Source organism: Hoyosella rhizosphaerae (assembly GCF_014643175.1).
GTDB classification, from domain to species: Bacteria; Actinomycetota; Actinomycetes; order Mycobacteriales; family Mycobacteriaceae; genus Lolliginicoccus; species Lolliginicoccus rhizosphaerae.
Map to the genome: position 1 here is coordinate 427,423 of NZ_BMJH01000003.1, position 24,615 is coordinate 452,037.

At 58.3% G+C, this 24,615-nt stretch carries 24 protein-coding genes and 4 tRNA genes; 13 read left to right on the top strand and 15 right to left on the bottom strand.

Annotated features, from left to right (window positions below):
- Nucleotides 1-20: 20 nt before the first annotated feature.
- On the bottom strand, nt 21-1,241 hold the full coding sequence (locus IEW73_RS13735; protein WP_188676218.1) for an acetyl-CoA C-acetyltransferase: 1,221 nt from the start codon (nt 1,239-1,241) through the stop codon (nt 21-23).
- Between the two features lie 95 nt (nt 1,242-1,336).
- Between IEW73_RS13735 and IEW73_RS13740 the strand changes: the two genes are divergently transcribed.
- Nucleotides 1,337-2,500, top strand: a complete 1,164-nt coding sequence (locus tag IEW73_RS13740; protein ID WP_188676221.1) for a pyridoxal phosphate-dependent aminotransferase — start codon at nt 1,337-1,339, stop codon at nt 2,498-2,500.
- 25 nt (nt 2,501-2,525) lie between these two features.
- On the opposite strand, the gene IEW73_RS13745 is transcribed toward IEW73_RS13740, so the two are convergent.
- The gene (locus IEW73_RS13745; RefSeq protein ID WP_188676223.1) at nt 2,526-3,668 is read right to left on the bottom strand and encodes an acyl-CoA dehydrogenase family protein; all 1,143 of its coding nucleotides are present in this window, start codon (nt 3,666-3,668) and stop codon (nt 2,526-2,528) included.
- Nucleotides 3,669-3,819: 151 nt separating this feature from the next.
- Between IEW73_RS13745 and IEW73_RS13750 the strand changes: the two genes are divergently transcribed.
- Entirely contained in the window at nt 3,820-4,824 is a 1,005-nt protein-coding gene (locus IEW73_RS13750; protein WP_188676225.1) for an AraC family transcriptional regulator, read from the top strand.
- On the opposite strand, the gene mftF is transcribed toward IEW73_RS13750, so the two are convergent.
- From mftF to IEW73_RS13775, 5 genes are all read right to left on the bottom strand, one after another.
- Nucleotides 4,722-6,149 (bottom strand): mycofactocin biosynthesis glycosyltransferase MftF, encoded by a 1,428-nt coding sequence (mftF, locus tag IEW73_RS13755; protein WP_188676227.1) that lies wholly within the window; start codon nt 6,147-6,149, stop codon nt 4,722-4,724. The genes IEW73_RS13750 and mftF overlap by 103 nt on opposite strands.
- A 153-nt stretch (nt 6,150-6,302) precedes the next feature.
- The gene (locus IEW73_RS13760; protein WP_188676229.1) at nt 6,303-7,205 is read right to left on the bottom strand and encodes an oxidoreductase; all 903 of its coding nucleotides are present in this window, start codon (nt 7,203-7,205) and stop codon (nt 6,303-6,305) included.
- Between the two features lie 102 nt (nt 7,206-7,307).
- Nucleotides 7,308-7,381: transfer RNA gene (locus IEW73_RS13765), tRNA-Phe, on the bottom strand.
- A 43-nt stretch (nt 7,382-7,424) separates the two neighbouring features.
- Nucleotides 7,425-7,498, bottom strand: a tRNA-Asp gene (locus IEW73_RS13770).
- A 40-nt stretch (nt 7,499-7,538) separates the two neighbouring features.
- Nucleotides 7,539-7,611: transfer RNA gene (locus IEW73_RS13775), tRNA-Glu, on the bottom strand.
- Nucleotides 7,612-7,922: 311 nt separating this feature from the next.
- Between IEW73_RS13775 and IEW73_RS13780 the strand changes: the two genes are divergently transcribed.
- Nucleotides 7,923-8,720: a sulfite exporter TauE/SafE family protein gene (locus IEW73_RS13780; protein WP_188676233.1), complete on the top strand. Its 798-nt coding sequence runs from the start codon at nt 7,923-7,925 to the stop codon at nt 8,718-8,720.
- Between the two features lie 15 nt (nt 8,721-8,735).
- On the opposite strand, the gene IEW73_RS13785 is transcribed toward IEW73_RS13780, so the two are convergent.
- Both IEW73_RS13785 and IEW73_RS13790 read right to left on the bottom strand, forming a co-directional pair.
- Nucleotides 8,736-9,554, bottom strand: a complete 819-nt coding sequence (locus tag IEW73_RS13785) for a spermidine synthase (protein ID WP_188676236.1) — start codon at nt 9,552-9,554, stop codon at nt 8,736-8,738.
- Between the two features lie 50 nt (nt 9,555-9,604).
- A complete protein-coding gene (locus IEW73_RS13790) occupies nt 9,605-10,972 on the bottom strand; it encodes an MBL fold metallo-hydrolase (protein ID WP_188676974.1) in 1,368 nt (455 codons plus the stop codon).
- A 217-nt stretch (nt 10,973-11,189) separates the two neighbouring features.
- On the opposite strand from IEW73_RS13790, the gene IEW73_RS13795 reads away from it, so the two are divergent.
- The 5 genes from IEW73_RS13795 (at nt 11,190) to phoU (ending at nt 15,659) form a co-directional block, all read left to right on the top strand.
- Nucleotides 11,190-11,262, top strand: a tRNA-Lys gene (locus IEW73_RS13795).
- A gap of 141 nt (nt 11,263-11,403) precedes the next feature.
- Complete coding sequence (locus IEW73_RS13800) at nt 11,404-11,997, top strand: DUF937 domain-containing protein (protein ID WP_188676239.1); 594 nt, start codon at nt 11,404-11,406, stop codon at nt 11,995-11,997.
- Nucleotides 11,998-12,000: 3 nt separating this feature from the next.
- Nucleotides 12,001-13,164, top strand: a complete 1,164-nt coding sequence (dusB, locus tag IEW73_RS13805; RefSeq protein ID WP_188676242.1) for a tRNA dihydrouridine synthase DusB — start codon at nt 12,001-12,003, stop codon at nt 13,162-13,164.
- 149 nt (nt 13,165-13,313) lie between these two features.
- A complete protein-coding gene (locus tag IEW73_RS13810) occupies nt 13,314-14,939 on the top strand; it encodes an LCP family protein (RefSeq protein ID WP_188676245.1) in 1,626 nt (541 codons plus the stop codon).
- A gap of 63 nt (nt 14,940-15,002) precedes the next feature.
- Nucleotides 15,003-15,659 (top strand): phosphate signaling complex protein PhoU, encoded by a 657-nt coding sequence (gene phoU / locus IEW73_RS13815; protein ID WP_188676248.1) that lies wholly within the window; start codon nt 15,003-15,005, stop codon nt 15,657-15,659.
- A 5-nt stretch (nt 15,660-15,664) separates the two neighbouring features.
- On the opposite strand, the gene pstB is transcribed toward phoU, so the two are convergent.
- The 6 genes from pstB to IEW73_RS13845 all read right to left on the bottom strand — a co-directional run bounded on the left by pstB (nt 15,665) and on the right by IEW73_RS13845 (nt 21,349).
- Nucleotides 15,665-16,441, bottom strand: coding sequence for a phosphate ABC transporter ATP-binding protein PstB (gene pstB, locus IEW73_RS13820; protein ID WP_188676251.1), 777 nt, complete (start codon nt 16,439-16,441; stop codon nt 15,665-15,667).
- Between the two features lie 29 nt (nt 16,442-16,470).
- Nucleotides 16,471-17,376, bottom strand: a complete 906-nt coding sequence (gene pstA, locus IEW73_RS13825; protein WP_188676254.1) for a phosphate ABC transporter permease PstA — start codon at nt 17,374-17,376, stop codon at nt 16,471-16,473.
- A gap of 3 nt (nt 17,377-17,379) precedes the next feature.
- A complete protein-coding gene (pstC, locus tag IEW73_RS13830; RefSeq protein WP_188676977.1) occupies nt 17,380-18,351 on the bottom strand; it encodes a phosphate ABC transporter permease subunit PstC in 972 nt (323 codons plus the stop codon).
- An 80-nt stretch (nt 18,352-18,431) separates the two neighbouring features.
- Nucleotides 18,432-19,523, bottom strand: coding sequence for a phosphate ABC transporter substrate-binding protein PstS (pstS, locus tag IEW73_RS13835; RefSeq protein ID WP_188676257.1), 1,092 nt, complete (start codon nt 19,521-19,523; stop codon nt 18,432-18,434).
- Between the two features lie 177 nt (nt 19,524-19,700).
- Entirely contained in the window at nt 19,701-20,621 is a 921-nt protein-coding gene (gene mshD, locus IEW73_RS13840) for a mycothiol synthase (protein ID WP_188676260.1), read from the bottom strand.
- A complete protein-coding gene (locus tag IEW73_RS13845) occupies nt 20,618-21,349 on the bottom strand; it encodes a winged helix-turn-helix transcriptional regulator (RefSeq protein WP_188676263.1) in 732 nt (243 codons plus the stop codon). Before IEW73_RS13845 ends, mshD begins: the two co-directional genes overlap by 4 nt.
- 145 nt (nt 21,350-21,494) lie before the next feature.
- Between IEW73_RS13845 and IEW73_RS13850 the strand changes: the two genes are divergently transcribed.
- The 5 genes from IEW73_RS13850 (at nt 21,495) to IEW73_RS13870 (ending at nt 24,605) form a co-directional block, all read left to right on the top strand.
- A complete protein-coding gene (locus IEW73_RS13850) occupies nt 21,495-22,292 on the top strand; it encodes an LmeA family phospholipid-binding protein (protein WP_188676265.1) in 798 nt (265 codons plus the stop codon).
- Nucleotides 22,289-22,711, top strand: coding sequence for a thioredoxin family protein (locus IEW73_RS13855; RefSeq protein WP_229676011.1), 423 nt, complete (start codon nt 22,289-22,291; stop codon nt 22,709-22,711). The genes IEW73_RS13850 and IEW73_RS13855 overlap by 4 nt, the downstream gene beginning before the upstream one ends.
- Nucleotides 22,712-22,941: 230 nt before the next feature.
- Nucleotides 22,942-23,391 carry a DUF4395 domain-containing protein gene (locus IEW73_RS13860; protein WP_188676268.1) on the top strand — a complete coding sequence of 150 codons (450 nt, stop codon included), beginning with the start codon at nt 22,942-22,944 and terminating at the stop codon, nt 23,389-23,391.
- A gap of 68 nt (nt 23,392-23,459) precedes the next feature.
- A complete protein-coding gene (locus tag IEW73_RS13865; RefSeq protein WP_188676271.1) occupies nt 23,460-24,299 on the top strand; it encodes a sulfurtransferase in 840 nt (279 codons plus the stop codon).
- Entirely contained in the window at nt 24,300-24,605 is a 306-nt protein-coding gene (locus IEW73_RS13870) for a DUF1416 domain-containing protein (protein WP_188676273.1), read from the top strand.
- Nucleotides 24,606-24,615 lie beyond the last annotated feature (10 nt).

Genomic DNA, 24,615 nt, shown 5'->3' on the forward strand with positions numbered 1-24,615 from the left:
AAAAAGAAGTTCGGGGGGTATCAGACACGTTCGATGATGGTGGCGACACCCATGCCGCCGCCGATGCACAGGGTGACGAGCGCGCGGCGCGCATTGCGACGCTCAAGCTCATCCACCATGGTGCCGAGGACCATAGCGCCGGTTGCGCCGAGCGGGTGGCCCATAGCGATTGCCCCACCATTGACGTTGAGTTTTTCGTCAGGGATGTTTAGGTCGCGCTGGAACTTGAGCACAACCGATGCGAATGCTTCGTTGATCTCGAAGAGGTCGATGTCGTCGACGGTGAGTCCCGCGGTGGCGAGGACCTTCTTTGTCGCCGGGGTCGGACCGGTGAGCATGATGGTGGAGTCAGCACCACTGGTGGCTGTGGCCACGACGCGCGCACGTGGGGTGAGGCCCAAGTCCTGGCCTGCCTTTTCGGTGCCGAGGAGGACCACTGCTGCGCCATCCACGATGCCCGATGAGTTGCCACCGTGATGCACGTGGTTGATCTTCTCCACCTGGTGGAACTTCTGCAGTGCCACTGCATTGAAGCCACCCATTTCGCCCATTCCGGCGAACGAAGGGTTCAGCTTTGCGAGGTTTTCGGTGGTGGTGCCGGGACGCATGTGCTCATCGTTGTCGAGGATTGTCAGCCCATTTTGGTCCTTGACCGGGACGACAGACTTCGCGAAGTATCCACCAGTCCACGCCTTTGCGGCGAGGTCCTGGGAACGTACGGCGTAGGAATCGCAATCATCACGTGTGAAGCCCTCAAGCGTCGCGATGAGGTCGGCACTGATGCCCTGCGGCACAAAGTACGTGTCAAACGATGTGGCGGGGTCCATGGCCCATGCTCCGCCGTCGCTTGCCATCGGGACACGTGACATGGATTCAACGCCACCTGCGATGACCATTTCGTCCCAGCCTGAACGCACCTTCTGTGCAGCCATGTTCACGGCTTCGAGGCCTGATGCGCAGAAGCGGTTGATCTGAACGCCACCGACTGTGTCGGGCATTCCAGCAACCAATGCGACGGTGCGGGCGATGTCTGCGCCCTGGTCGCCAACAGGGGTGACGCAGCCAAGGATGAGGTCAGAAATACGGTTTTCGTCAAGATCAGGGAACCGCACACGCAGTTCTTCAATCAGGCCGACAACAAGTGACACTGGCTTAACGGTGTGGAGTGAACCGTTTGCCTTTCCGCGGCCTCGAGGGGTGCGGATTGCTTCATAAATAAATGCCTCGTTGGAGCTAGTCACGAGAGCTGGTCCTTTCTTTGTGGGTGGCCTGTACAAGCGCCGATTTTTCGAGCACGCCCCGGTGTGATTGCCGACGGTGCGGCTACAGTGGCGTGATGTTGGTGTCTCGTCTCGAACCGTTCCGCACCACGGTATTCGCTGAGATGACGGAACTCGCTGTGCGGCACGAAGCTATTAACCTCGGTCAGGGTTTTCCGGACGAAGATGGTCCAGCGAGCATGCTGGAGGCGGCCTGTTCCGCGATCTTGAGTGGAGCCAACCAGTACACACCCGGCGCTGGTGCGTGGGATTTGAGGGAAGCTGTCGCGGACGATCGTTACTCGAGGTATGGGATCAAGTATGACCCGCAACACGAGGTTTTGATCACCGTTGGCGCAACAGAAGGCATTACTGCTGCGATCTTGGCGTTGACTGAACGTGGCGACGAGGTTGTGCTGATAGAACCGTTCTTCGATTCGTACCCCGCCGCTGTGGCTTTGGCCGGTGCCACCTTGCGCACCGCGACGATGGAGACTGACGGGGACTGTTTCGTCCTCGACATCGATTCTGTGCGAGCTGCGATAACCCCAGCTACCAAAGTTCTTGTTGTTAATAGTCCCCACAACCCCACGGGTTCGGTCATGACCGAGGCGGAAGCTGCCGCCATCGCGGACCTTGCCGTTTCGCATGACTTGATCGTCGTTGTTGATGAGGTTTACGAACATTTGGTTTTTGATGGTCGTAGGCACATTTCGTTGGCCACGCTCCCCGGCATGAGGGAACGAACAATCAGCGTTTCGAGCGCCGGTAAGACCTTCAACGTCACTGGGTGGAAGATCGGCTGGGTATGCGGCCCGGCGCACTTGGTAAGTGCGGTGCGTGCCGCCAAGCAATTCATGTCGTTTGTCTCCGGCGCTCCCCTGCAACCTGCCATTGCGGTGGCGTTGCGGAATGAACTCCCCTGGGTGCGGGCGATGCGTGACGATCTGAACATCAAGCGAGACATTCTCCGCACCGCGCTGAGCAACGCCGGTTTTAAGGTGCACGCCAGCCAGGGAACGTACTTCGTCATCGCCGATGCCACACCACTGAGCCTTGGCGACGCGACGAAGTTGTGTCGGCGCATGCCAGAAGAGATCGGCGTTGCCGCGGTTCCGGTAAGCGCCTTTGTTACCACCAACCATCACGATAGGTGGCGCAACTTCGTGCGGTTTGCGTTCAGCAAACGACATGATGTGCTCGCCGATGCAAGCCAACGGTTGGTCGGCTTGCATCGTTGAACAGCCTGGTATCACCGGTGTGACCTCAGAGGTTGAGTGATCGGCCGATGATTTCTTTCATGATTTCTGTGGTGCCGCCGTAAATGGTCTGCACGCGGGAATCGAGGTAAGCCTTGGCGATTGGGTACTCGCGCATGTAGCCGTAGCCGCCGTGCAACTGCACGCAGCGGTCGATGAGTTTCACCTGAAGTTCTGTGGACCACCACTTGATCATGGCGGCTTCTTGAACGGTCAGCTTCTTGTCATTGAGCGCTTCGATGCACTTATCGACAGCAAGGCGCACCATTTGCGTTTCCGTTGCAAGTTCGGCGAGAACGAAACGGGTGTTCTGGAAGGTGCCGATACTGCGGCCGAATGCCTTGCGGCTACGCACGTATTCGATGGTCATGTCGAGCGATGCTTCCATCGCTGCAGCGGCAACAACAGCGATGGATAGGCGTTCCTGCGGCAAGTTCTGCATCAGGTAGATGAAGCCCATTCCTTCTTCGCCGAGAAGGTTCGCAGACGGGATGCGTACGTCGCTGAAGCTCAGTTCGGCCGTGTCTTGGGCCTTCATGCCGACCTTGTCGAGGTTGCGGCCTCGTTCAAACCCTTCCATGCCGCGTTCTACGACAAAGAGGCTGAATCCTTGCGCTCCCGCATCGGGGTTGGTTTTTGCAACCACGATGACGAGGTCTGCGTTGACACCGTTGGTGATGAAGGTTTTGGAACCGTTGAGGATCCAGTCGTCACCGTCTTTGCGCGCTACAGTCTTGATGCCTTGCAGGTCCGAACCTGTGCCGGGTTCAGTCATCGCGATGGCAGTGATGATTTCGCCACTGACGAATCCTGGGAGCCAGCGTTGTTTTTGCTCCTCGTTGGCAAGCTCAGTCAGGTAGGGCTGCACAACGTCGTTGTGGAGGGTGAACCCGATGCCGCTGTATCCACCGCGGGCGGTTTCTTCAGAAATGATGGCGTTGAAGCGGAAGTCAGGGTCGCCACCGCCGCCGTACTTTTCGTCAACTGCTGTGCCGAGAAAACCTAGTTTTCCTGCTTCTGCCCAGAGTTCCCGTGGGACAATTTCGTCCTTTTCCCATTGGTCGTGATGGGGAGCGACATGCTCTTTCAGAAAACCCCGGTACGAGTCACGGAACATGATTTGTTCGGGGGTGAAAAGGGTGCGTTCCACGCTGAAGGACTCCTTTGGAAAGGTATGGCGATCGTAGCTGTCACACTACGCCCCACATAACGCCATTACGAGGACCAAAAGGCGCAAAGTCTATGACCGAAACGATCACATAGAGTGGGGGTGCACACTCAACTCAGCACCCCAGGAAGATATGCGCCGCTACATCCCCACCGAATTCGTCAGCCGCACCGTACAGGCTGCTCAACATCGCGGCATCGACCTGCAACCCGCACTCAGTGACTCCGGCATCAACCCTGAATCGCTCAGCAACCCAGCGACACAGCTAAGCCCCGACGACGCCACCAACTTCACCCGCGCAGTATGGGCGATCACAGATGATGAACTCGGCGGCCTCGGCGCAGCACCAGTACCGCGCGGAACATTCCGCTTAGTGTGTCTCGCCCTGATTCACTCACCCGACCTCAATCACGCACTCAAGCGCATGATCTCGTCGCTGCCGGCGCTCCCCGCGATGACCCCACTCACCCTCAACTACGACCCCACCACGGGAACCGTAACTCTCGGGCTTCGCGGGCACCGACCAGACGAAGTGACCCAACTTCTCATCGAACTCGCATTCTTACTAATCCACCGGTTCGCGGCCTGGCTGATAAGCCAACCACTCACCCCCACCGAGGTGACACTGCCCTACCCCCCGCGTGGTGACTATGCGCCTGCCTTTTACCGAGGACTCTTTGGCGCACACACCACATTCAATGGCACATCCGCACGCATAGCATTTCCAACCCAGGCCCTGTCGACGCCGGTAGTGCAGACTGAAGACACTCTCCGCGAGTTCTTGCGCCTATCCCCCGCGCTCCTGTTTAAGCAGTTCGAGGCTCAAACACCCCGCACGACGCAAGTTGAGCGCATCTTGCAGCGCAGCAAGCTCAATCAACTTCCTACCAACGCACACATCGCGGAAAAGTTGTCTGTCAGCGAGTCTCATCTTCGTCGCCAACTTCGCGCCGAAGGCACCTCTATCAATGAACTCCGCGACAACCTACTGTGCGAACGCGCGATAGAACTATTACGCCGAGGCGATCCCGTCGATCACATCGCGACAACGCTCGGGTTTTCCGAATCCAGCGCATTCCGCCGCGCATTCAAAAGATGGACTGGAACCACACCAGCATCGTTCCGCAATCCGGAATAACCGGAAGCACCGTAACGAACTTCTGCAAAGCCGCGCCACAGTCCCCACCCGAACGCAATATCGTCGAGGCGGCGCAGCAACACGAAGCGCACCAAGTCGATTCGAACTTCCGCGTCGCGACGAGACCACCAGTCAGCTGCTCCCTCGGCCAGCGCGGCAACAATGACGACAGTGCGCACACGCGGTGACACCACCGCTGCGAGCAAGGTCAACGGCCACAAGTTGCGCAGCGCCACCTCTGCCACTCGGCGTACCGAACCCGACCAACTCGACGCATTAAAGGCGGCTGCTGTCACCCACGGATGTACCTCACGTGGCAGCTCACGTGCTAGGCGCACAGTGTGCACCACACCCACTGCAGCGGAAATCACCGCAGCGCGCCTCGCACCCACTAACAGCAGCACGGACCCCAGCAACAACCACAACTTCGTGGCGGCTTGGAGGCGGCGCGGACGCGCCTTAGTCGCATAGACCCGAGCCGAACCGTAACCGGACGCAGCGCGCCACTCGAACCACCGACGCACCGACGCCGGCGCGGGAGCTCGCATCACGGCGACTGGGTCAAACCGCAACCGCCACCCGTTTTGGGCAAGCCGCACACACATGTCGGTGGCATTAAACGCGGGGAAGGCTCCGTCGAAACCACCCACTTTCACGACAGCCTGACGACGAACCATCAGCGCCGTGGTGGGCACACTGTAATCCCACTTCCGTTTGTGCAAAGAGCACTCACGTCGGCCCGGATCAAGGGTGGGCCGCATGGCTTCGTACTGCCCTATCCAACGCTTGCGATGCGGCAACGGCGCGATTCTAGGCACGACAAGAGCAACATCGGGGTCAGCAAAATGGGCCAACATTGCCTCGACCCACAACGGACCAGGAACTACTCCGGGGTCCAGGAACACAACAAATGGTGTGTGGGCCGCACGCAGTCCCGTATTCCTCGCCTCGGCGACTCCACAACGGTGCTCATGACGCACGATTGTTGCGCCCGAACACGTGAGTGGAACAGCGGACCCGTCGTCGACGACGATGACCGGAAGATCGGGCAAATTCGCCACCAACTGTTGCACCAGTTCGGGTTCGTCCCGAGCCGCGATGACAACCGTCAAATCAGACCACGACGGTCCCTTGAGAGGCCGAGGGTGGGCAAATTCAACATCTAGTAGGTGGCGCGCTAAGCGCGAGGATTCATTGTCGACAACTTCGACGGTGTCTTCGTCAAGCATTGCTTGTTCAGCAGACGACAACCTCATCACCCGGCCCCACGGTGCAAACAACGCGGAACCGTCGTCGGCAACACGGACACGGCTGTCTAGCCGCACCGAGAATCCCTGAGGTAGTCGCCGGATCGACGCGGACTCGAGGGGTAATTCTTCAGACGCGGAGGCGTCAGTAGACGAGCTCAGAATTTCCCCCCTCACTAATCGCGACCCAGCAAATCAAAACAGTGCAAATCCCGACTAGGTTACCCCGCCTTAGCGCCTCTGACGAATATCAAACACCACCCCGGTGAGCGCTTCTGACTCTTCCCAAAGCCGCTTGGCGACGTCTGGATCGCGTGACAGTTTGTTAGATTTCACCACCATCGGTGAACCCCTGAACTGGCGCACACCGTCCGGGCCGACAAGGCTTCCTCCGGGCAAGGATGGCGCCACGGCCGCGTACAGCGACGGCTGCGCACCCTTGAAAGCGCTTTGCGCAACTACCGCGTTAGTCACGGCCATGAGTTTGTCTTGGATCGACTGTGTGTGGGATTGCAGGTTTGTCGACGCATAACCCGGATGCGCTGCCACAGAACGAACCCTGGAACCACCTTCCGCAAGGCGGCGCTGAAGTTCGTATGCAAAAAGCAGATTTGCTAGCTTCGACTGCCCGTATGCGCGCCACCGCTGGTAGTTTCGCTTCTCCCAGTTCAGGTCATCGAAGTCAATGGTGCCAAGTGTGTGGGCGAGGCTCGATACCGTCACCACCCGATCGCGAATCTTATTTGCCAACAGGCCCGTCAAAGCGAAGTGTCCTAGATGGTTGGTGCCGAACTGCATTTCGAAACCATCTTTGGTGCGAGACTTCGGAAGTGCCATCACACCCGCGTTGTTGATCAACACATCGAATGTCGAGGTGTCATTGGCGAAGGCATAGATTGAACTGAGATCAGCTAGATCGAGCTCGCGAACTTCGCAGTCCGCCTTGGGATGGTCTTTGGCGATGTTGTCGCGTTCTGCACGCCCTTTGGCTATGTCTCGGCACGCCATCACAACCGATGCGCCCTTTGCGGCAAGCTCTCGCGCCGTCACCGCGCCGAGGCCGCTGTTAGCGCCTGTCACAATGACCGTGCGGCCTGTTTGGTCAGGCATGTCACTCGAAGTCCATCCACTCATGGGAAAGACACTACGATTTGTGGCGAAGATATGCCAGAAGGAAGAACTTTTGCCGAGGACGAGAAAAACCCCCAGCATACTGCGCTAGGGGTATTTCCAAAGTGGCCAAGGCCGGGATCGAACCGGCGACCTTCCGCTTTTCAGGCGGACGCTCGTACCAACTGAGCTACCTGGCCGGATCAACGCCGTTCCCGGCGATGAAAGTATTCAAACATGTTGCGACCCTGACGGGACTCGAACCCGCGACCTCCGCCGTGACAGGGCGGCGCGCTAACCAACTGCGCCACAGGGCCTTGATTTGTTTACTCTAGCTTGCTTGCGCAAGAGAGAGTGTACCCCCTACGGGATTCGAACCCGCGTTACCGCCTTGAAAGGGCGGCGTCCTAGGCCTCTAGACGAAGGGGGCCTGCCGGTGAACCGGCTGGCGTCCCCAACAGGTTTCCGTTGGGAGCTGAATCAGCATAGGACACAACCTGCGAAAAACACAAAACGCCAGATAGATGCCCTGTACGCGTTGAAAAACTTGCTGCGGATAACGGTTTCAGTGCGACTGAGTTGATCAGCAGCGGCGCGCGGCAGCTCCGCGCAACATCGTTCACGGGGGCTGGCGAACGCGGGTTATTGCATTGGCCCAGCCGTTTGCCCACTTCCTTAGATACCCCCCAGGGTATACAATTCGGTGGGGCGCACCGAACAGCGAACCGCCAGGAGAAAGCATTGACCACCGAACTCACAGTCGCCGCACTCGGCCTTGTCGTCGGAGTCCTGCTAGGACTCCTTGGTGGCGGCGGGGCCATCTTGGCAGTCCCGGCCCTCGTGTACGGCACCGGAATGCCAATCCATCAGGCAATACCGCTTTCTCTCATTGTGGTCATACTCGCATCCACGACAGGCGCTATCCCCCGGATTCGCGCACACACCGTCAACTGGCGCCTCGCCGCAATATTTGCCGCCACAGGAATCCCTATGGCACTCATCGGCGGCTGGATTGGCCGCGCCCTACCGGAAGGTCTCCTACTAGCTGGTTTTGCCGCCGTCATGATCGCTGCCGCCTACCGCATGCTTCACAGCCCCGACCACGTAGGTACGGCCTGCACCATCACAGATCCCGGCGATGGCAAACCACGCATCAACTGGAAACGATGCTCCTCGCGATCCATCCCAGCAGGACTTGCCGTAGGACTACTCACCGGAATGTTCGGGGTCGGCGGGGGCTTTCTGATCGTTCCGGCGCTAGTGCTACTACTCGGGCTGCCAATGGTCACCGCCGTCGGCACTTCCCTGCTGATCATCATCGTTAACTCGATGTCCGGGCTTGTCGCGCATCTAGGCAACGTCGAACTCGACTGGACCATCACAGGCGTATTCGCAGGAACAGCGATAGCAGGGTCCCTGGTGGCGCAGCGGCTCGGCCGACGCATCAGCGCACGGCAACTTCAGCGCTGGTTTGCCTACCTCGTGCTCGCACTCGCCGTTGTCATACTCGGCGACGTCGTTGTCGGGCTTATTCGATAACGAGAAGCCATACACTCACCCGCAAAACCCGCGAACGCCATCGCCCTCAAGCACAACCGCCGTACTTGCACCACCACGCACCTTCGCAGCAAGAGCGACAGCGTCCAACGGGCTGTCGCTTGCCACAAGCACAACATTTCCGGGCCTTCGCCCCTTCACAGTCGCCTGCTCAGCCACCACTAAGACATGCTCGAACTGCTCAACCGTTCTCGCACAATCTTCGCGAGCAGCACGCAATCCACGCACTGATCCACAGTTAGCGATGTACATGCCGCCTGGCACCAAAACTCGCCGGACATCGCCGAGGAACTCTGTTGTACACAACGCTGCGGGCGTTTCATCGCCTGCAAAAACATCACGGATAATGACGTCCCGCGTAGCTGCTTGCAGTTGCGCAACAACTTCGCGCGCGTCCCCCACCCGTATCCGGAGCCGCGGAGCGCGCGGCAGGTCCGACCACTCTCGCGCCAACCGCGCCACTTCACCGTCAATTTCCACTACGACCTGCCTGGCAGCGGGAAATGCCTCACCCACATATCGCGGCAGCGTGCACGCGCCTCCGCCGAGGTGCAGAACCCGAAGCATTTCCGACTTTTCGCTCCAACGACACAAGATCGCACTTGCCGCCCACCGCATGTACCCGAACTCAAGGGCACGCAGGTCATCCAATGCGATGTGCGGACTGGGGATATGAGAACTCGGCACACCGTTGATATTCACCAACCAACCGCCGGTTCCGTCCTGCACCAGTTCGCAGGTTCCGGTATCAATTGCGTGCGCACCGCCAGCGAGGCTGGCGGTGCGGGAACCCGTTCGACGGGACTGGCGAGTCATCGCAACATTGTGCCCGTTGCAGGCGGGGGTACGTAAACTCGGCGGGCTAGTTACACGGGGACGTGTGAGTCGACCCACTCGTTGTAGCCGCCGACGAGGTCGCTCACTTCGTTGAGTCCTCGCGCCCGCAAAAGGCTCGCCGCCACGCTGGAACGCCATCCGCCGGCGCAGTGGACGACAATGGGTTTACCTGCAGGAAGCTCGCTGATCCGCTCGTCGAGCTGAGCGAGCGGAATGTGGACGGACCCTTTGATGAAGCCATCTTCTCGCTCGCCGGGGTTACGAATGTCGACCAGGGTGACACGGTCGAGGTTTTCTTCCAGCTCGCGGACAGTAAAGCGTGGCGCCGGAGCAACCCGGTCCGCGAGCATCGCCGGAAACTCGCTGCGCACATTAACGAAGCCAACAACGGCGTCGTAGCCGATTCGAGCGAGGCGCATGGCAGCGTCCTGCTCTTCGCCTGGGTATGTCACGACCACAATGTCGTCGTGGAGCCCTGCCACCATTCCGCCAGTTTCAGCGAATCGGCCGTCGAATCCGACATTGATCGAACCCCTGATGTGACTTTCGGCGAAGTCATCGGGCGACCGGGCATCAAGAACGACGCCGCCGGAGTCGAGGTGTTGGGCAACAAACGCAGCTGTGAGCTCGGGGATTGTGCGGTCTTGAGCCAACAAGGCACGGTTTTTGCGGTTCAGGTCGGCGTCCGTGAGGAAGTAGCGGGGCACGGCGGGCTGACCATCGGTAATGAGTGCGACAAATTCGTCCTCACTCATTTTCTGGACGGACGGGTTGGTTCGGCGTTGTTCGCCGATCGTCGAGGTGAGCTCTGCCGAGAGGTTCTTTCCACACGATGATCCGGCTCCGTGTGCGGGCATGACGACAACATCGTCTGGCAGCGGTAGCAGAACACTGTGGATGGTGTTGAACATTGCGCGAGCGAGATCGGTGTTGGTGCCGTCACCCAAGTTCGCGAGGTCGGGTCGACCTACGTCGCCAATGAAGAGGGAGTCTCCGGTGAGCACGGCCGTCGGGGTTGCGTCTTTGTGTTGACGGACGAGGAGGCTAATGGATTCCCAGGTGTGGCCCGGGGTCTCCAGAATCTCGATGTCGACGTCGCCGAGGCTAATTCGCTCCCCGTGGTGGAGTCGTTTGATGGGGTATTCGGTGTCGGCCCGGTGGCCGAAGCCGATCCATGCGCCGGTTGCGGCGACGAGTTCGAGGTGGCCGGAGACGAAATCTGCGTGGAAGTGGGTGTTAATGATGCCGGTGATGTTGAGGCCGTGGTGTTGCGCGTCGGCGAGGTAGTCGGAGATGTCTCGCCGGGGGTCGACCACGATGGCGTTGCCGCTGGTTTCATCGCCGATGAGGTATGACGCGTGGGAAAGGCAGTCAATGTAGTACTGCTCCAAGATCATGGTGGTCTCCTCGATTCTACGACTCAAACATACCCCTTGGGGTATGTTCACCATCCTTTCATATACCCCCATGGGTATACAAGCGTTGCAATCAAAAGTGCAGTTCAGCGGACTGCTCGACGGGTTTCGACGCGCCAACGACCAGCCGATGTGCTAAACACGCCACCTATTCGCTAGCATGAGTTCGTTCTCGAGAAAGAAACACGCGAACAAGCACGCCCCTTTAGCTCAGTTGGTAGAGCTACGGACTTTTAATCCGCAGGTCCTCGGTTCGAGCCCGAGAGGGGGCACACACTCCCCCGTCTGGAATTTTCCGGACGGGGGATTTTTCTTTCCGCGCCACCAACCCGCTATCCTCGCCATCACTTAAACCCGATAGGGCTATCGTCAACTAATCAACAAAATTCGGACACCAAGAAAGGACACCCACCATGTCCCCTTTTGATGATTTGCTTCGCCAGGTTCCAGTCGGAGAGATCGCGCAAAAGCTCGGTGTCGATAACGCCACCGCCGACAACGCGGTGCGGCAAGCACTCCCCACGCTCCTCAGCGGCCTGAACCGCAACGCACAAGACCCGAAAGGTGCAGACTCCATCGCCTCTGCGCTTTCAGGTCGCGATACGTCACTCGCCGAAAAAGAAGTCCACATAGACGACGTCGATACCAACGATGGCGAAAAAATCGTCAACAGGATCTTTGGGGACAAGAAGAACGACGTCATCAGTGCCCTCGCCGGCGGCCAAGGTGGCTCGCAAGCGAGCAACGAGTCTCTCATCAGCAAAGTCATGCCCATGCTCGCCCCCATCGTCATGGCGTACATGGCTAAGCAGTACATGGGAAGCAACTCAGGATCTGGCGGACTAGGAAACATCCTGGGCAGCGTTCTCGGTGGACAGCAGAACCAAGGTGGCATTGGAGGCATGCTCGGTGGTGTACTAGGTGACGCCCTTTCGGGCGGTGGGCAAACAAAGCAGGGTGGACTCGGCGGGATGCTGGGCGGCCTACTTGGGGGAGGTAAAAGCTAGCTGATGTCAGCTCCGACTGCTTCGCGACCGCAACTTCGCATCGGGTCACTCACATTGGGCAGCCCGGTAGTGCTTGCACCCATGGCTGGGATTACCAACGTGGCGTTCCGCACTTTGTGCCGCGAAATTGAAACAGCCAAGATGGGCAGTACTGCTGGCCTGTACGTATGCGAGATGGTGACTGCGCGCGCACTAGCCGAACGTAACGAAGCCACCTTGCATATGACGACGTTTGGGCCAACAGAAAGCCCACGCTCGCTGCAGCTCTACACGGTAGACCCGCGGTACACCTATGAAGCAGCGCGCTTCATCGTCGAAGAGAATCGCGCAGACCATATCGATATGAATTTCGGCTGCCCAGTCCCGAAGGTGACGCGCAAGGGCGGCGGTGCGGCGTTGCCTTACAAGCGGAACCTATTTGGCCAGATTGTCGCTGCGGCAGTTCGCGCAACGGAAGGCACGTCGGTGCCCGTGACTGTGAAGTTTCGGATTGGCATCAACGACGAACACCACACGCACCTTGACGCGGGCAGAATCGCCGAAGGTGAGGGCGCTGCGGCCGTCGCCCTGCATGCCCGCACTGCGGCACAGCGGTATTCCGGCACTGCAAACTGGGGTGAGATCGCCCGGTTGAAGGACCACGTTCGTTCGATCCCAGTATTGGGAAATGGTGACATTTTTGCTGCCGAAGATGCTGCGCGGATGATGGAGTCCACTGGCTGCGACGGCGTTGTCGTCGGTCGCGGTTGCCTTGGTCGGCCTTGGCTGTTCGCCGAACTGAGCGCGCACCTGAACGGAAAACCAGTGCCCACCCCTCCCACCTTGGGAGAAGTGGCGGATATTATGTTCAGACATGCTGAGCTGCTCGTTCAACATCATGGTGAGTTCAAAGGCGCGCGGGAAATGCGTAAGCATATTGCGTGGTATCTTCGCGGATTTCCGGCAGGGTCGGAGTTGCGTTCCGCGCTTGCCCTGGTGACGAGCCTGACCGAGTTGAAATCCCTACTCAGCCAACTCGATCCAACGGCGCCTTTCCCAGCTGCAGCCGAAGGCCCGAGGGGACGACAGGGATCTCCAGCGAAAGTCGCGTTGCCAGAGGGTTGGCTTGACGATCCGGATGACTGTGCCATTCCAGACGGCGCAGAGATGATGCATTCAGGCGGTTAAGCAACGGTTCACAACTGTCACAAATGCCACGGTTGTATCAAGAATGGCATTTCTGGACTGTTGCGAAACCAACAGAATGACGCATGTACTTAACTAAATGCCTACTCTAGTAGTGGAAAGAACGACGGCACTAATTCAAGGATGGACGAGTGAGCGATTCACCTGAGCGCGGCGCCGACCGTGTCGCACGGCAGGTTGGAGTCGTTGCGGCGCCCCCGCGCATTCGACATCGTCACCCAAAACTCCTGATTGTCAGCCGTGTCTTTGTCGCCCTAGCCGCGATCTTTGCCCTCATACTTACCGGAAGCATGTGGAACTACGTGCGCAACACCGACGCCAACCTCACCGTCGTGGAAGCGCTCGATTGGGGCTCGATCGATGTACGTAGTCCCGAGGAGCAGGTCGGCGACGAAACATTCCTGGTAGTCGGTGTTGACAACCGTGCTGGAATTAACGCCGAAATCGGCGGAACAGGCTGGCAGCACGAAGGCGCTAGATCAGACACCATCATGTTGGTTAACCTTCCCGCAGACCGTCACCGCGTCGTTGTTGTTTCCTTTCCCCGCGACCTCAATATCACCAGGCCTGCATGTGACCGCTGGGACAACGACACAGCGACGTACACCAATGAGCGTGTCCCCTCCGAACCCAACAGAAAACTCAACGACGCCTATTACACCGGCGGGCCTAAATGCCTGATCCGTGCAGTGCAACGCATCTCCGGGTTAAACATCAATAGGTTCGTGGGCATCGACTTCAACGGATTCCAGCACATGGTGGACACCCTCGGCGGCGTAGAAGTGTGCGTCACACAACCCATGTTTGACGACGAGTTGGGCCTGATCATTCCCGAGGCTGGACGCCAGACCATCAACGGCGCAACTGCACTGGACTACGTTCGCGCCCGCAGAGTTCCGGCAGAGGGAACCAACGACTACGGACGAATCAACCGGCAGCAAGTACTACTTTCGTCGCTTCTGCGCGAAGCTCTCTCCAACAAGACCCTGTTTGACCCGAACCGACTCAACCGGTTCATCGACGCATTCACTACCCACACTTTTGTGGAGAACGTGGACACGCAGTCACTCCTGATGCTCGCACGGTCGATGCAAGGCGTTGATGCTGGTCAGGTCACATTCCTGACGATACCCACCGCAGGGCCCAACGAGGTCATGAACGAAATCCCCCGCGAAGCCGATATTGACGCGATCTTCGATGCGATCATCTACGAATGGCCGCTACCTGGAGAGGAACGAAGCGCTAGTAACGGGGACCAAAGTGACGATGCAAGCGAGTCACAAAGCGACTCTGGCCCGGTCGACGATGCACCACCAACGAGTGCGCCATCTCGATCCGAAATCGGTGAATTCGAATCGGTTACTCCCAGCTCGGTCAACGTCCAGGTAAGCAACGGTTCCAACACCATCGGCGTCGCTAGCACCACTGCAAGCGCGCTGGCTGGTTACGGCTTCCAGATCTACAGCGTCGGTGACCATTCGCGCGTGGTGAACCAGACAATCATTCGATACTCGCCTGGTAATGAGGCCGATGCAGCGACCTTGGCGTCATCGTTCCCTGATGCAAAAATGCAAAGAACCCGCGGCCTCGGAAGCATTGTTGAGATCATCCTCGGAACTGACTTTGATGCAACGGTCATTGAACCCGCCACAATAGGCACAGCACTCCCCGTGTCCCCCGATGGGACCGTTGTTCCACGGCGCGATCTCCCCGCCGATCTCGCGGTAACCAACGCTGGCGACCTATCGTGCACATAAATTCACGTGTCGTTAAGTATTGACGCATGACGTTTGCCCTGATTAGACGTATGCTCAGTGATCATGCGGGCTGCGTACACAGAGAAAATTGCTGACCTATCGTTCTCATTGGCGACGATGTGTCGGCTTGCTGACGCGTCGATGGCTTCAGCCACACAGGCGCTGCTGCAAGCTGACCTGCCGATTGCCGAGAAAGTGATCTCAGACCACGACGAGCTTGAGTCCATGCGCACATCGTGCGAAGAGAAGGCATTTGCGCTTCTGGCACTCCAAGCACCTGTCGCTGGAGACCTTCGTTCCGTCGTGTCGGGCATTCAGGCCGTAAACGACCTCGACAGGATGGGGCGGCTAGCGCTGCACGTCGCAAAAATCACGCGTCGGCGTCATCCCAAGCAAGCTCTACCCGAGGAAGTCAAAGCCTACTTCGCTGAGATGGGACGAGTTGCTGCGCACCTAGCCAAAGGTGCGGCCGAAGTTCTAGAGAACCACAACGCCGAGCAAGCGTTGCTCCTCCTCGAAGAGGACGACGCCATGGATGATTTGCACCGGCACCTGTTCAGCGTGCTCATGGACCGAGAGTGGAAGCACGGCGTTGCAGCCGCGGTCGATGTCACGTTATTGGGCCGCTACTACGAGCGGTTCGCGGATCACTCCGTTGAAGTAGCGCGGAAAGTGATTTATCTGGTCACCGGCAAGGTTCCCGAGGACGTCACTTTCTAGCTCGCCTATCCGAATCGGCCGGAGATGTAATCTTCGGTCGATTTTTGGGATGGGTTTGAGAAAATCTTCTCTGTGCGGTCAATCTCCACCAGTTGACCGGGACGGCCCTGTGCTTCGAGGTTAAAGAAGGCCGTTTGATCGCTGACGCGGGCTGCCTGTTGCATATTGTGCGTCACGATCACAATGGTGAAGTCTTTTTTGAGCTCGGTGATCAGGTCCTCGATCGCAAGGGTTGAAATGGGATCGAGCGCCGAGCACGGCTCGTCCATGAGGAGAACTTCCGGCTCAACAGCTGTAGCCCGTGCGATGCACAAGCGTTGTTGCTGGCCGCCAGAAAGCCCACCGCCTGGTTTATCTAGGCGATCCTTTACTTCTTCCCACAGGTTAGCTCCCCGCAGCGCATTCTCCGCCGCATCGTCGAGCTTCTTCTTGTTGCGCATGCCCTGCAGTTTCAGGCCCGCTACCACGTTGTCCCGAATAGACATCGTGGGGAACGGGTTGGGACGCTGGAACACCATGCCGATTGTGCGCCGCACCCCTACTGGGTCGATCGCCGAGTCGTAAATGTCCTGCCCATCAAGGAGCACGGAACCTTCCACGCGTGCCCCAGGGGTCACTTCATGCATTCGATTCAGCGAACGCAGGACGGTCGACTTTCCGCACCCTGACGGACCGATAAAGGCCGTGACGCTTTTCGGCGGCACAGAAAGAGTGACGTTCGAGACAGCATGAAATTTCGTGTAGAAGATGTTGAGGTCTTTTAGGTCAAGTCGCTTGGCCATAGTATTTTCCGCCTTAAATTGCAGGGTGGCTATTTGGTCTTGGAGCCGGTGTATCGACTGATCAACGTGGCAAAAACATTAAGTAGAGCGATGATCAAAACGAGGGTCAGAGCCGCACCCCAAAGGCGTTCACGACCTGCCGCGGACGGGTTGTTTAGTTCGGTGATGATCATCCCCGGCAACGAACCCATTTCCCCGTCCACCATGTTGTAGTTGATGTACGTTGCATATCCCACCAGGATGAGCAGCGGCGCCGCTTCACCAATAACGCGAGCTATCGCCAACATCAGCCCAGTGATGATGCCTGGCAATGCGGTAGGTATGACGATTCGAACGATTGTTTTCCACTTGGGCACGCCCAGTGCGTACGACGCTTCACGCAGATCCATCGGCACAATGCGGAGCATCTCTTCACCGGAACGGATTACCACAGGGAGCATCAATAGCAGCAGCGCAAGGGCTACTGCGAAACTCGACTTGCTGAACCCGAGCGTCGTAATCCACAGGGCGTAGATGAACAAGGCCGCCACAATTGACGGAACCCCACTGAGAATGTCGACCATGAAGGTTGTGATCTTGCCGAGCCGTGAGCCGTTGGAGTATTCGACCAGATAGATCGACACCATCAGACCGACGGGGATCGCGAACGCTGCAGCCACTGCGCCCTGCATAAGAGTTCCGACCACCGCGTGGTACGCGCCGCCACCCTCATCGAAGGGCAGAATCCCGCGCATTGAACGCGTGAACCACGTCTCTGAAACTAATGCGCTAAATCCGCGTGAGATGACGGTGTACAACACCCACACCAACGGAACCATTGCGACCACAAAAGAGGCGTATACAAGGAACGTGGCGAGTACGTTAATGGTTTTCCGGCGGCCACTGACGGCAGTGAATACCTGCGGCTTAACTGGTTGGTCTAAGGCAGTGATCATGTTTTAGTGCACACCCTTTCCGGCAACAATAGATCGGGCGATTGCGTTGACGACGAAGGTGAGCAGGAACAGAACCAAGCCTGCGGCGATGAATGCACCGGCTTGCAAATCGGTGTTGATCTCTGCGTATCCCGATGCAATTTTCGATGCGATTGTTTGACCGCCCTCGAACAGCGAGGCACGGAAGTTAGCTGATGCGGTGGCGAGCACGATGAAGATGGCCATTGTTTCACCCAGTGCGCGTCCAAGCCCGAGCATTGATCCGCTGACGTAACCGGATTTTCCAAACGGGATAACTGTGGTGCGGACGACCTCCCATTTTGTTGCGCCAAGCGCGAGCGCAGCCTCAATTTGGGCGGTGGGAGTTTGAGCGAAAACCTCACGAGTAATCGCGGTGATGATGGGCAGGATCATTACGGCGAGCACGATTCCGGCGGTAAAGATCGTAAACCCGGCTTCAACCATTCCTTGGTTATCGGCACTAAACAGGAAGAACCACCCGAGGTGTTCGTGGAGAAAACCGGCAACAGGTGAGAGCGTGGGCGCAAGAACCAAGAGTCCCCAGAGCCCGTAGACCACCGACGGCACCGCAGCGAGCAGGTCGACTAGGTAGCCCAGACTTTTCTTGAGGTGCTTGGGCGCGTACTGGGTAATGAAGATGGCGATCCCGAGCGCTACAGGCATTGCGAGCAAGAGCGCGAAGCCTGACACAAAGACTGTGACGGCGAAGAGATCGAGGACGCCGAAAGCTAGCCGCTCAGGGTTGAACGTGCTCCATTCTCGGCTGGTGAGGAAGTTGACCTCGTTGGCACGAAGCGCCGGCAACGCTTGCCACAGCAGGAAGACACCAATGGCGCCAATTACCGCTGTGACAAAAAGCGCTGAACCGCGGGCCATGCCACTGAAGATCGCGTCGCCGGGTCGGATGCGTCCAGAACTGTGCTTAACGCCGGTCATAGTTCCTGGTCCTGACATCGTGGCGGTGGATGGAGCCGAATTGTCGTCGGGGCCAAAAAGCTTGTCGGTGCGTCGGCGCGAGTCATCATCAAATTCGCTCACTGGATCGCCTCGATCGAGTCCATGAGGCGAGCTTGGAAGCTCGACGGCAACGGGGCATAGCCCATTCGTTCAATGCCGACTTGGCCTTCGTTGGCGGCAACGGTGAGGAACGATTTCACGGCCGCGGAGGTATCCGGGTCATATCCCTGGCCGCAGACGATTTCGTACGTGGCGAGAACTAATGGGTATTCATCAGCGCCCGATGCGCCGTAAACAGAACCGAGGTCGAGCGTGAGGTCGCCGTCGCCGGTGCTGGCGAACTCAGCTTGGGCGATGGCGTTGGTCGCATTGTCGACAGAAAGGGCGACTGGTCCTGAACCGCTATCGATCTTCACCGACTGAAGTCCGTTTTGTTCCACGTACGCCATTTCGATATAGCTCACTGACCCGCGCGCCGCAGCGACGGCTTGTGAAACGCCTTCGTTGCCGCGGAAGCCGCTTCCGATTCCGCCGGTGAAGTCGGACCCTGCGCCTGTTGTCCACGCTCCGTTGGCCGCAGTTTCAAGGTAGAGCTGAAAGTTGTCGGTTGTGCCCGACGAATCCGAGCGGTGAATCACCGAAATGCCTTGGTCCGGCAGGTTCATGTCAGGGTTCTGCGCGGCAATCGTAGAGTCGTTCCAGCGACGAATCTCGCCGTTGAACACCTTTGCGATAGTTTCGGCATCCATGACGATGCCGTCAAAGCCGTCGAGGTTATAGCCGATTCCCACGGGACCGAAGACCAACGGGAGATTCCATACATCTCCACCGCAGCGCTCTTGAGCCTGTTTAAGCTGATCCCCCACGATCGGGGAGTCTGTTCCGCCGAAATCAGTAAATCCGGATGCGAACTGCACTCGGCCGTCGCCGGATCCTGATGACGTGTAAGCGATGTTCTTGCCTGGGCAGGATTCACCGTAGCGAACATTGAAGGCGGCCATTGCGTTCGCTTGAGCGGTCGAGCCCGTTGCGGAAAGGTTTGGTTTCCCCTCACACGATGCGAGGGTGTCAATGTTGCCGGGACCCACTTCTTCAGTGATGCATCCGGTCATCATCAGCGCTCCGATGGTCGCGAGACTGGCAAATAGAGCGCCGCGATTGGGCTTCACTTACGTTCCTCCAGAACAAATGGTGGATTCGCCACGCATCACGAAGTTCGGGACCTAGTGACTGCGCACAGCTACGAAACTATGTGTTGTCGCGCTCAAGAGTCCACCACTTAGATGAACAAACGGTGAACAAAGGTGACATTGCAGCCACTTAAGTGAATAAGTGCAGCTCAATAGCTACATGATGTACGCCACATCGGTGAAAACTTTCCCAAAACCCAACCGCTGATACGTACGCAGGGCAGCCACATTGTCCGATTCGACGTACAACGTCACCGCAGGCAACCCGCGGTCGCGCAGATACTGCAAACCTGCCAGCGTCAACGCTGAGCCCAAGCCCCGACCATGCGCCGCAGGATCAACACCGACGATGTATACCTCACCAATCGACGGCTCTAGCTCAGTCGCCGGATGCACTTTCGTCCAGTGAAACCCCAACAGTTTCGAAGAGTCATCAGTGGCATACGCGAGGAATAACCCCTCAGGATCGAACCAGTCCAGCGAACGACGGCTTACAACATCATCGAGCGTCCACCCACCTTGCTCTGGGTGCCACGAGAATGCAGCGTTGTTAACTCGCACAATCTCTGCGTCAACATCGCTGCCGCTGCGTTGCCCATACGTCGTGAGGACCACATCCGCAGGTCGCGAGTCAGCAGGCAATTGTTGGTCACCGCCGAGTTCGAGTCGCATTTGCAGAAGCTCCCGGCCCCTGCGCAAATTGCGACTCGAGGCGAGCGCCGCAGCCGCTGGGAGATCGCCATGCGACCACACCTGTGTTTGCGGCCCACCCAGTGTCAGCAGTTGATCCAAGATGCGACCACCCACGCCGCTGTCGCGAGCGCTGGGAATCACAGCTAGCTCCGCGTTAGGGGTTCCGTTTTCAATTCGGACGGTTCCCACGCCAATCGCCACTCCGTCGCGCTCCGCAATAACGTGACGCGCGTCCACAGTTCCGGACAGGCCGAGAATGCCCTGCTCCGAAATGGGGTCCGTTCCGTCAGCCAAACGCGATTCATCAAGCACCCCCTGAACGTCAGGAAGCACCGCGCCGGATTGTTCACAAAGTTCGACGTTTGATGACGATCGCTCAGTCATTCGGCGTCAACCTCGTAGTTATCCTCTCCAGTGGGTTCTTCCGGGGCAGATCGTGAAGACTTCGACGGACGAACAGCCTTGTAGCCCACGTTGCGAACTGTCCCGATCAGCGACTCATGCTCGGCGCCGAGTTTCGCGCGCAAGCGTCGCACGTGCACATCAACCGTGCGGGTGCCGCCGAAAAAGTCGTAGCCCCACACTTCCTGGAGAAGCTGAGCCCGGGTGAATACACGACCAGCGTTCACGACCAGGTACTTGAGCAGCTCGAACTCTTTGTACGTCAAGTCCAAGGGGCGGCCGCGCAACCGTGCGGTGTAAGTGCCGTCATCGATGACGAGTTCGCCAAGCGACACAATGCCGGATTCTTCGTCTGGAATGAGGGTCGTGGTGCGGCCCACTAGAAGCCGAAGCCGCGCATCGAGTTCCGCGGGCCCAGTTCCAGGTAGCAAAATATCCTGGATCCCCCAGTCAGAACTGACGGCGACCAAACCGCCCTCATTGAGCACCGCGATAACTGGAACCGCCGCGCCGGTGCTTGCCAAAATACGGCACAACCCGCGCGCAGACGCCAGATCGGCGCGCGCATCAACAAGCACGATATCCGCGCTGTTCGTTTCCAATAAAGACGACACGTCCGCCGCTGCGGGCCGGACTGTATGCGGCAGTAGCGCCAGCGACGGCAGCACCGATTCTGGATTCGGATCGGCCGTCAGCAACAGGAGCTCCACACCGTCTCCCTTCCGTTTTCTACTGGCAGCCGCCCTGTGACGATGGCTACCCGAAGGGCGAGAATACCGCTCGAACTCTCACAGACTAACGCGTCAGTCTTACAGTACCGACGTTCATTCGCCCGGTGTCAGTAACAATAGAGGCGTGCGCAAGTTGATCTTAGGTGTTCTCACCCTCGTCGTAGTTGCAATTGTTGCGGAACTAGGCGTCGCTGCTTATACCGAACATCGAATCTCCCGAACCCTGCGTGAAAGCGCAGAACTCGAGGCAGACCCCCACGTCATCCTCCGGGGCTTCCCCGTGCTTCCCGACATCATCTCTGGCAAATACTCAAAGATTGATATTCAGGCGCAACGAGTTTCGACGGACTACGCCGGGCGTGTCTCACTTGAGGCGGCTCTCGTCGGTGCGGAAATAACTCCATCAGCGTGGTATCAGCGCCGCATCACTGCGCTCCATGCCGACGAACTCACGGGTCGCGTCATCATGAACCAAACCGAACTCGGGCAGACTTTTAACATCCCTGACTTGCGCCTTTCGTTCTTCCCACCGGGCATCATCGATGCTTTCGGTACCGCCACCCAGGATGAATTGAACCTGCATCGGCCCGTCATGATGACGGCCACCGTCCCAGAGTCCACCACTAATGAGCCCGTCACCGTTGAGGCACGCTTGTACCTTGATGGTCACGAACTCGAAGTGCGCCCGCTGAGGTATTACAACGGACCTGAACGCGACCGTGAAATTCCGATCCCCGAGGAATTACAGGACGAGGTTCTGCGTTCTTTTGGCATGACGATCACAATCCCGGATGTGCCCTTTGGTCTCACCCCCGCTGTCGCATATCCACAAGGCGGACGCATCGTTGTTGAGTCAACCGTTGCAAACGTCACACTTGACCTTGACCACCGCCGCGCGAGTGTCGGAGCAGCGAACCAGTGACTGGACTCTTCATCTTGGGCGGCGCCACCGCTATCGCCACAGCCCTCGGCATGTGGTGGCAGCGGCATCACGGCAGCGCCATCGCCACAAATGGCCAAACAGAGCACCATGAGGGCCTAGCTGATGTAGGTGTATCGGCGGGCTCCCCCACGGTTGTGCATTTCACTGCCGATTGGTGCGGACCGTGCGCCGCTGTCCGCCGCGTCATTCAAGACACGCTCCCGGACTTTCCCGGTGTCAGCCATGTCGAACTTGACATCAATGAACATCCCGAGCTGAGTCGCGACCTCGGAATACTGTCATTGCCCACCACGCTCGTCTACGACAGCGCAGTTCAACAGCGCTTTCGCATCCCCGGGGTACCAACGCGCGAGACGCTCAGTGACGCGCTGATCTCAGCTTTTGGACAGCAAAGCTGACAAAATGAAATCGCGAGGTAAAGTGGGCTCCGTGCAAAACAACCATGAGCTCATGCTCACCCGACGCCGCACAGTTGACCTGTGCCGCCTCGGTGGTTGCTGTTGTCTTTGTTCCTGATCAGGAATAGCGCGAGATGCGTCCTAGCCCCGCTGTTCCTCACTCGATACGTTCGTATTTCTCTCGCATTCCATGCCTACGGTGATTCCGACGGCAAACCCAGGAGCAAGAAATGTCTACACCCCCCACTTCCGCGAATGTTGATGTGCGCGGACCCCGTTTCGCAGCGTGGATTACCAGCGGTGTTCTTGCGCTGACGCTCATCACCAATTTTTGGCCACTGCTCGCGTTCCAGACTGTGGTCTTCGCACTAGGTGCGCTGCTCGGCCCCCGACGCAGTCCGTACGGCCTACTCTTTGCGCGTCTAGTTGCTCCACGCCTGAGCCCTACGAAGGAAAGCGAACCGGCATCACCAGTGCAGTTCGCACAATTCGTCGGGTTCATCTTCGCTGCCATCGGGCTTATCGCCTACCTCAGCGGAGCGGTACTTGTCGGCCAAATATTCGTTGCATTCGCTTTTGCGGCAGCGCTTCTCAATGCTGCATTCGGCATCTGCCTCGGTTGCAAAATCTATCCTCTAGTGGCTCGTTTCGTTCCACGCGGGGATAACGCAACCGCATAGTTCGACACCAAATACGTTCGACACCACATACGTTCGACACTGAGAAGTTCACACACGAAAGGAAACACATGGCGCGCTCCGACGTCCTAGTCTCCGCCGACTGGGCCGAGCAGAACCTCAACCAACCAAACATCGTTCTGATTGAGGTCGATGAAGACACCTCCGCATACGACGGTGGACACATCGAAGGTGCAGTCAAGATCGACTGGAAGACCGACCTCCAAGACCCGGTCCGCCGCGACTTCGTCAACCAGGAGCAGTTCTCGGCACTCCTGTCCGAAAAGGGAATCTCCAACGACGACACCGTCGTTCTCTACGGCGGAAACAACAACTGGTTTGCCGCATACGCATACTGGTACTTCAAGCTGTACGGCCACGAGGATGTCAAACTCCTCGACGGTGGGCGCAAGAAGTGGGAACTCGACGGTCGTCCCCTGGTTCAGGAAGTTCCGAAGCGCGAAGCAACCAACTACACCGCAAAGCCACAGGATGTCTCCATCCGCGCCTTCCGCGATGAAACGATTGCTGCTATCGGCGTGAAGAACCTCGTTGACGTACGTTCTCCAGACGAGTTCAGCGGCAAGATCCTCGCACCTGCGCACCTTCCGCAGGAGCAATCACAGCGCGCGGGCCACATCCCCACAGCGCTTAGCGTTCCCTGGAGCAAGGCAGCAAACGAAGACGGCACCTTCAAGAGTGACGACGAATTGCGCCAGCTCTACAAGGAAGAGGGCCTCGACGAGGGCAAGGACATCATTGCCTACTGCCGCATTGGCGAGCGCTCAAGCCACACGTGGTTCGCACTTCGTGAACTGCTCGGCTACGAAAATGTGAAGAACTATGACGGCAGCTGGACCGAATACGGCTCACTGGTTGGCGTCCCGATCGAGCTAGGGGAAGCAAAGTAAATGTGCGGAGCACCTGTTCAGGGCCAGAACCTACCAGCTGGCGTAGACGCTGAAAAAGAAACGGTAATCACCGGCAAAGTTGTTGGCGCATCAGGCGACGCCATCGGCGGCGCTTACGTGCGACTTCTTGACAGCACCGGCGAATTCACCGCTGAGGTTGTTGCTTCCGGTAGCGGCGACTTCCGCTTCTTCGCAGCCCCCGGCGACTGGACTGTGCGCGCACTGTCCGCGTCGGGCAACGGCCAGAGCACAGTCAGCCCACAAGGCGCTGGCGTCCACGAGGTAACCATCACCGTAGGTGCGTAACTAGTAGCGC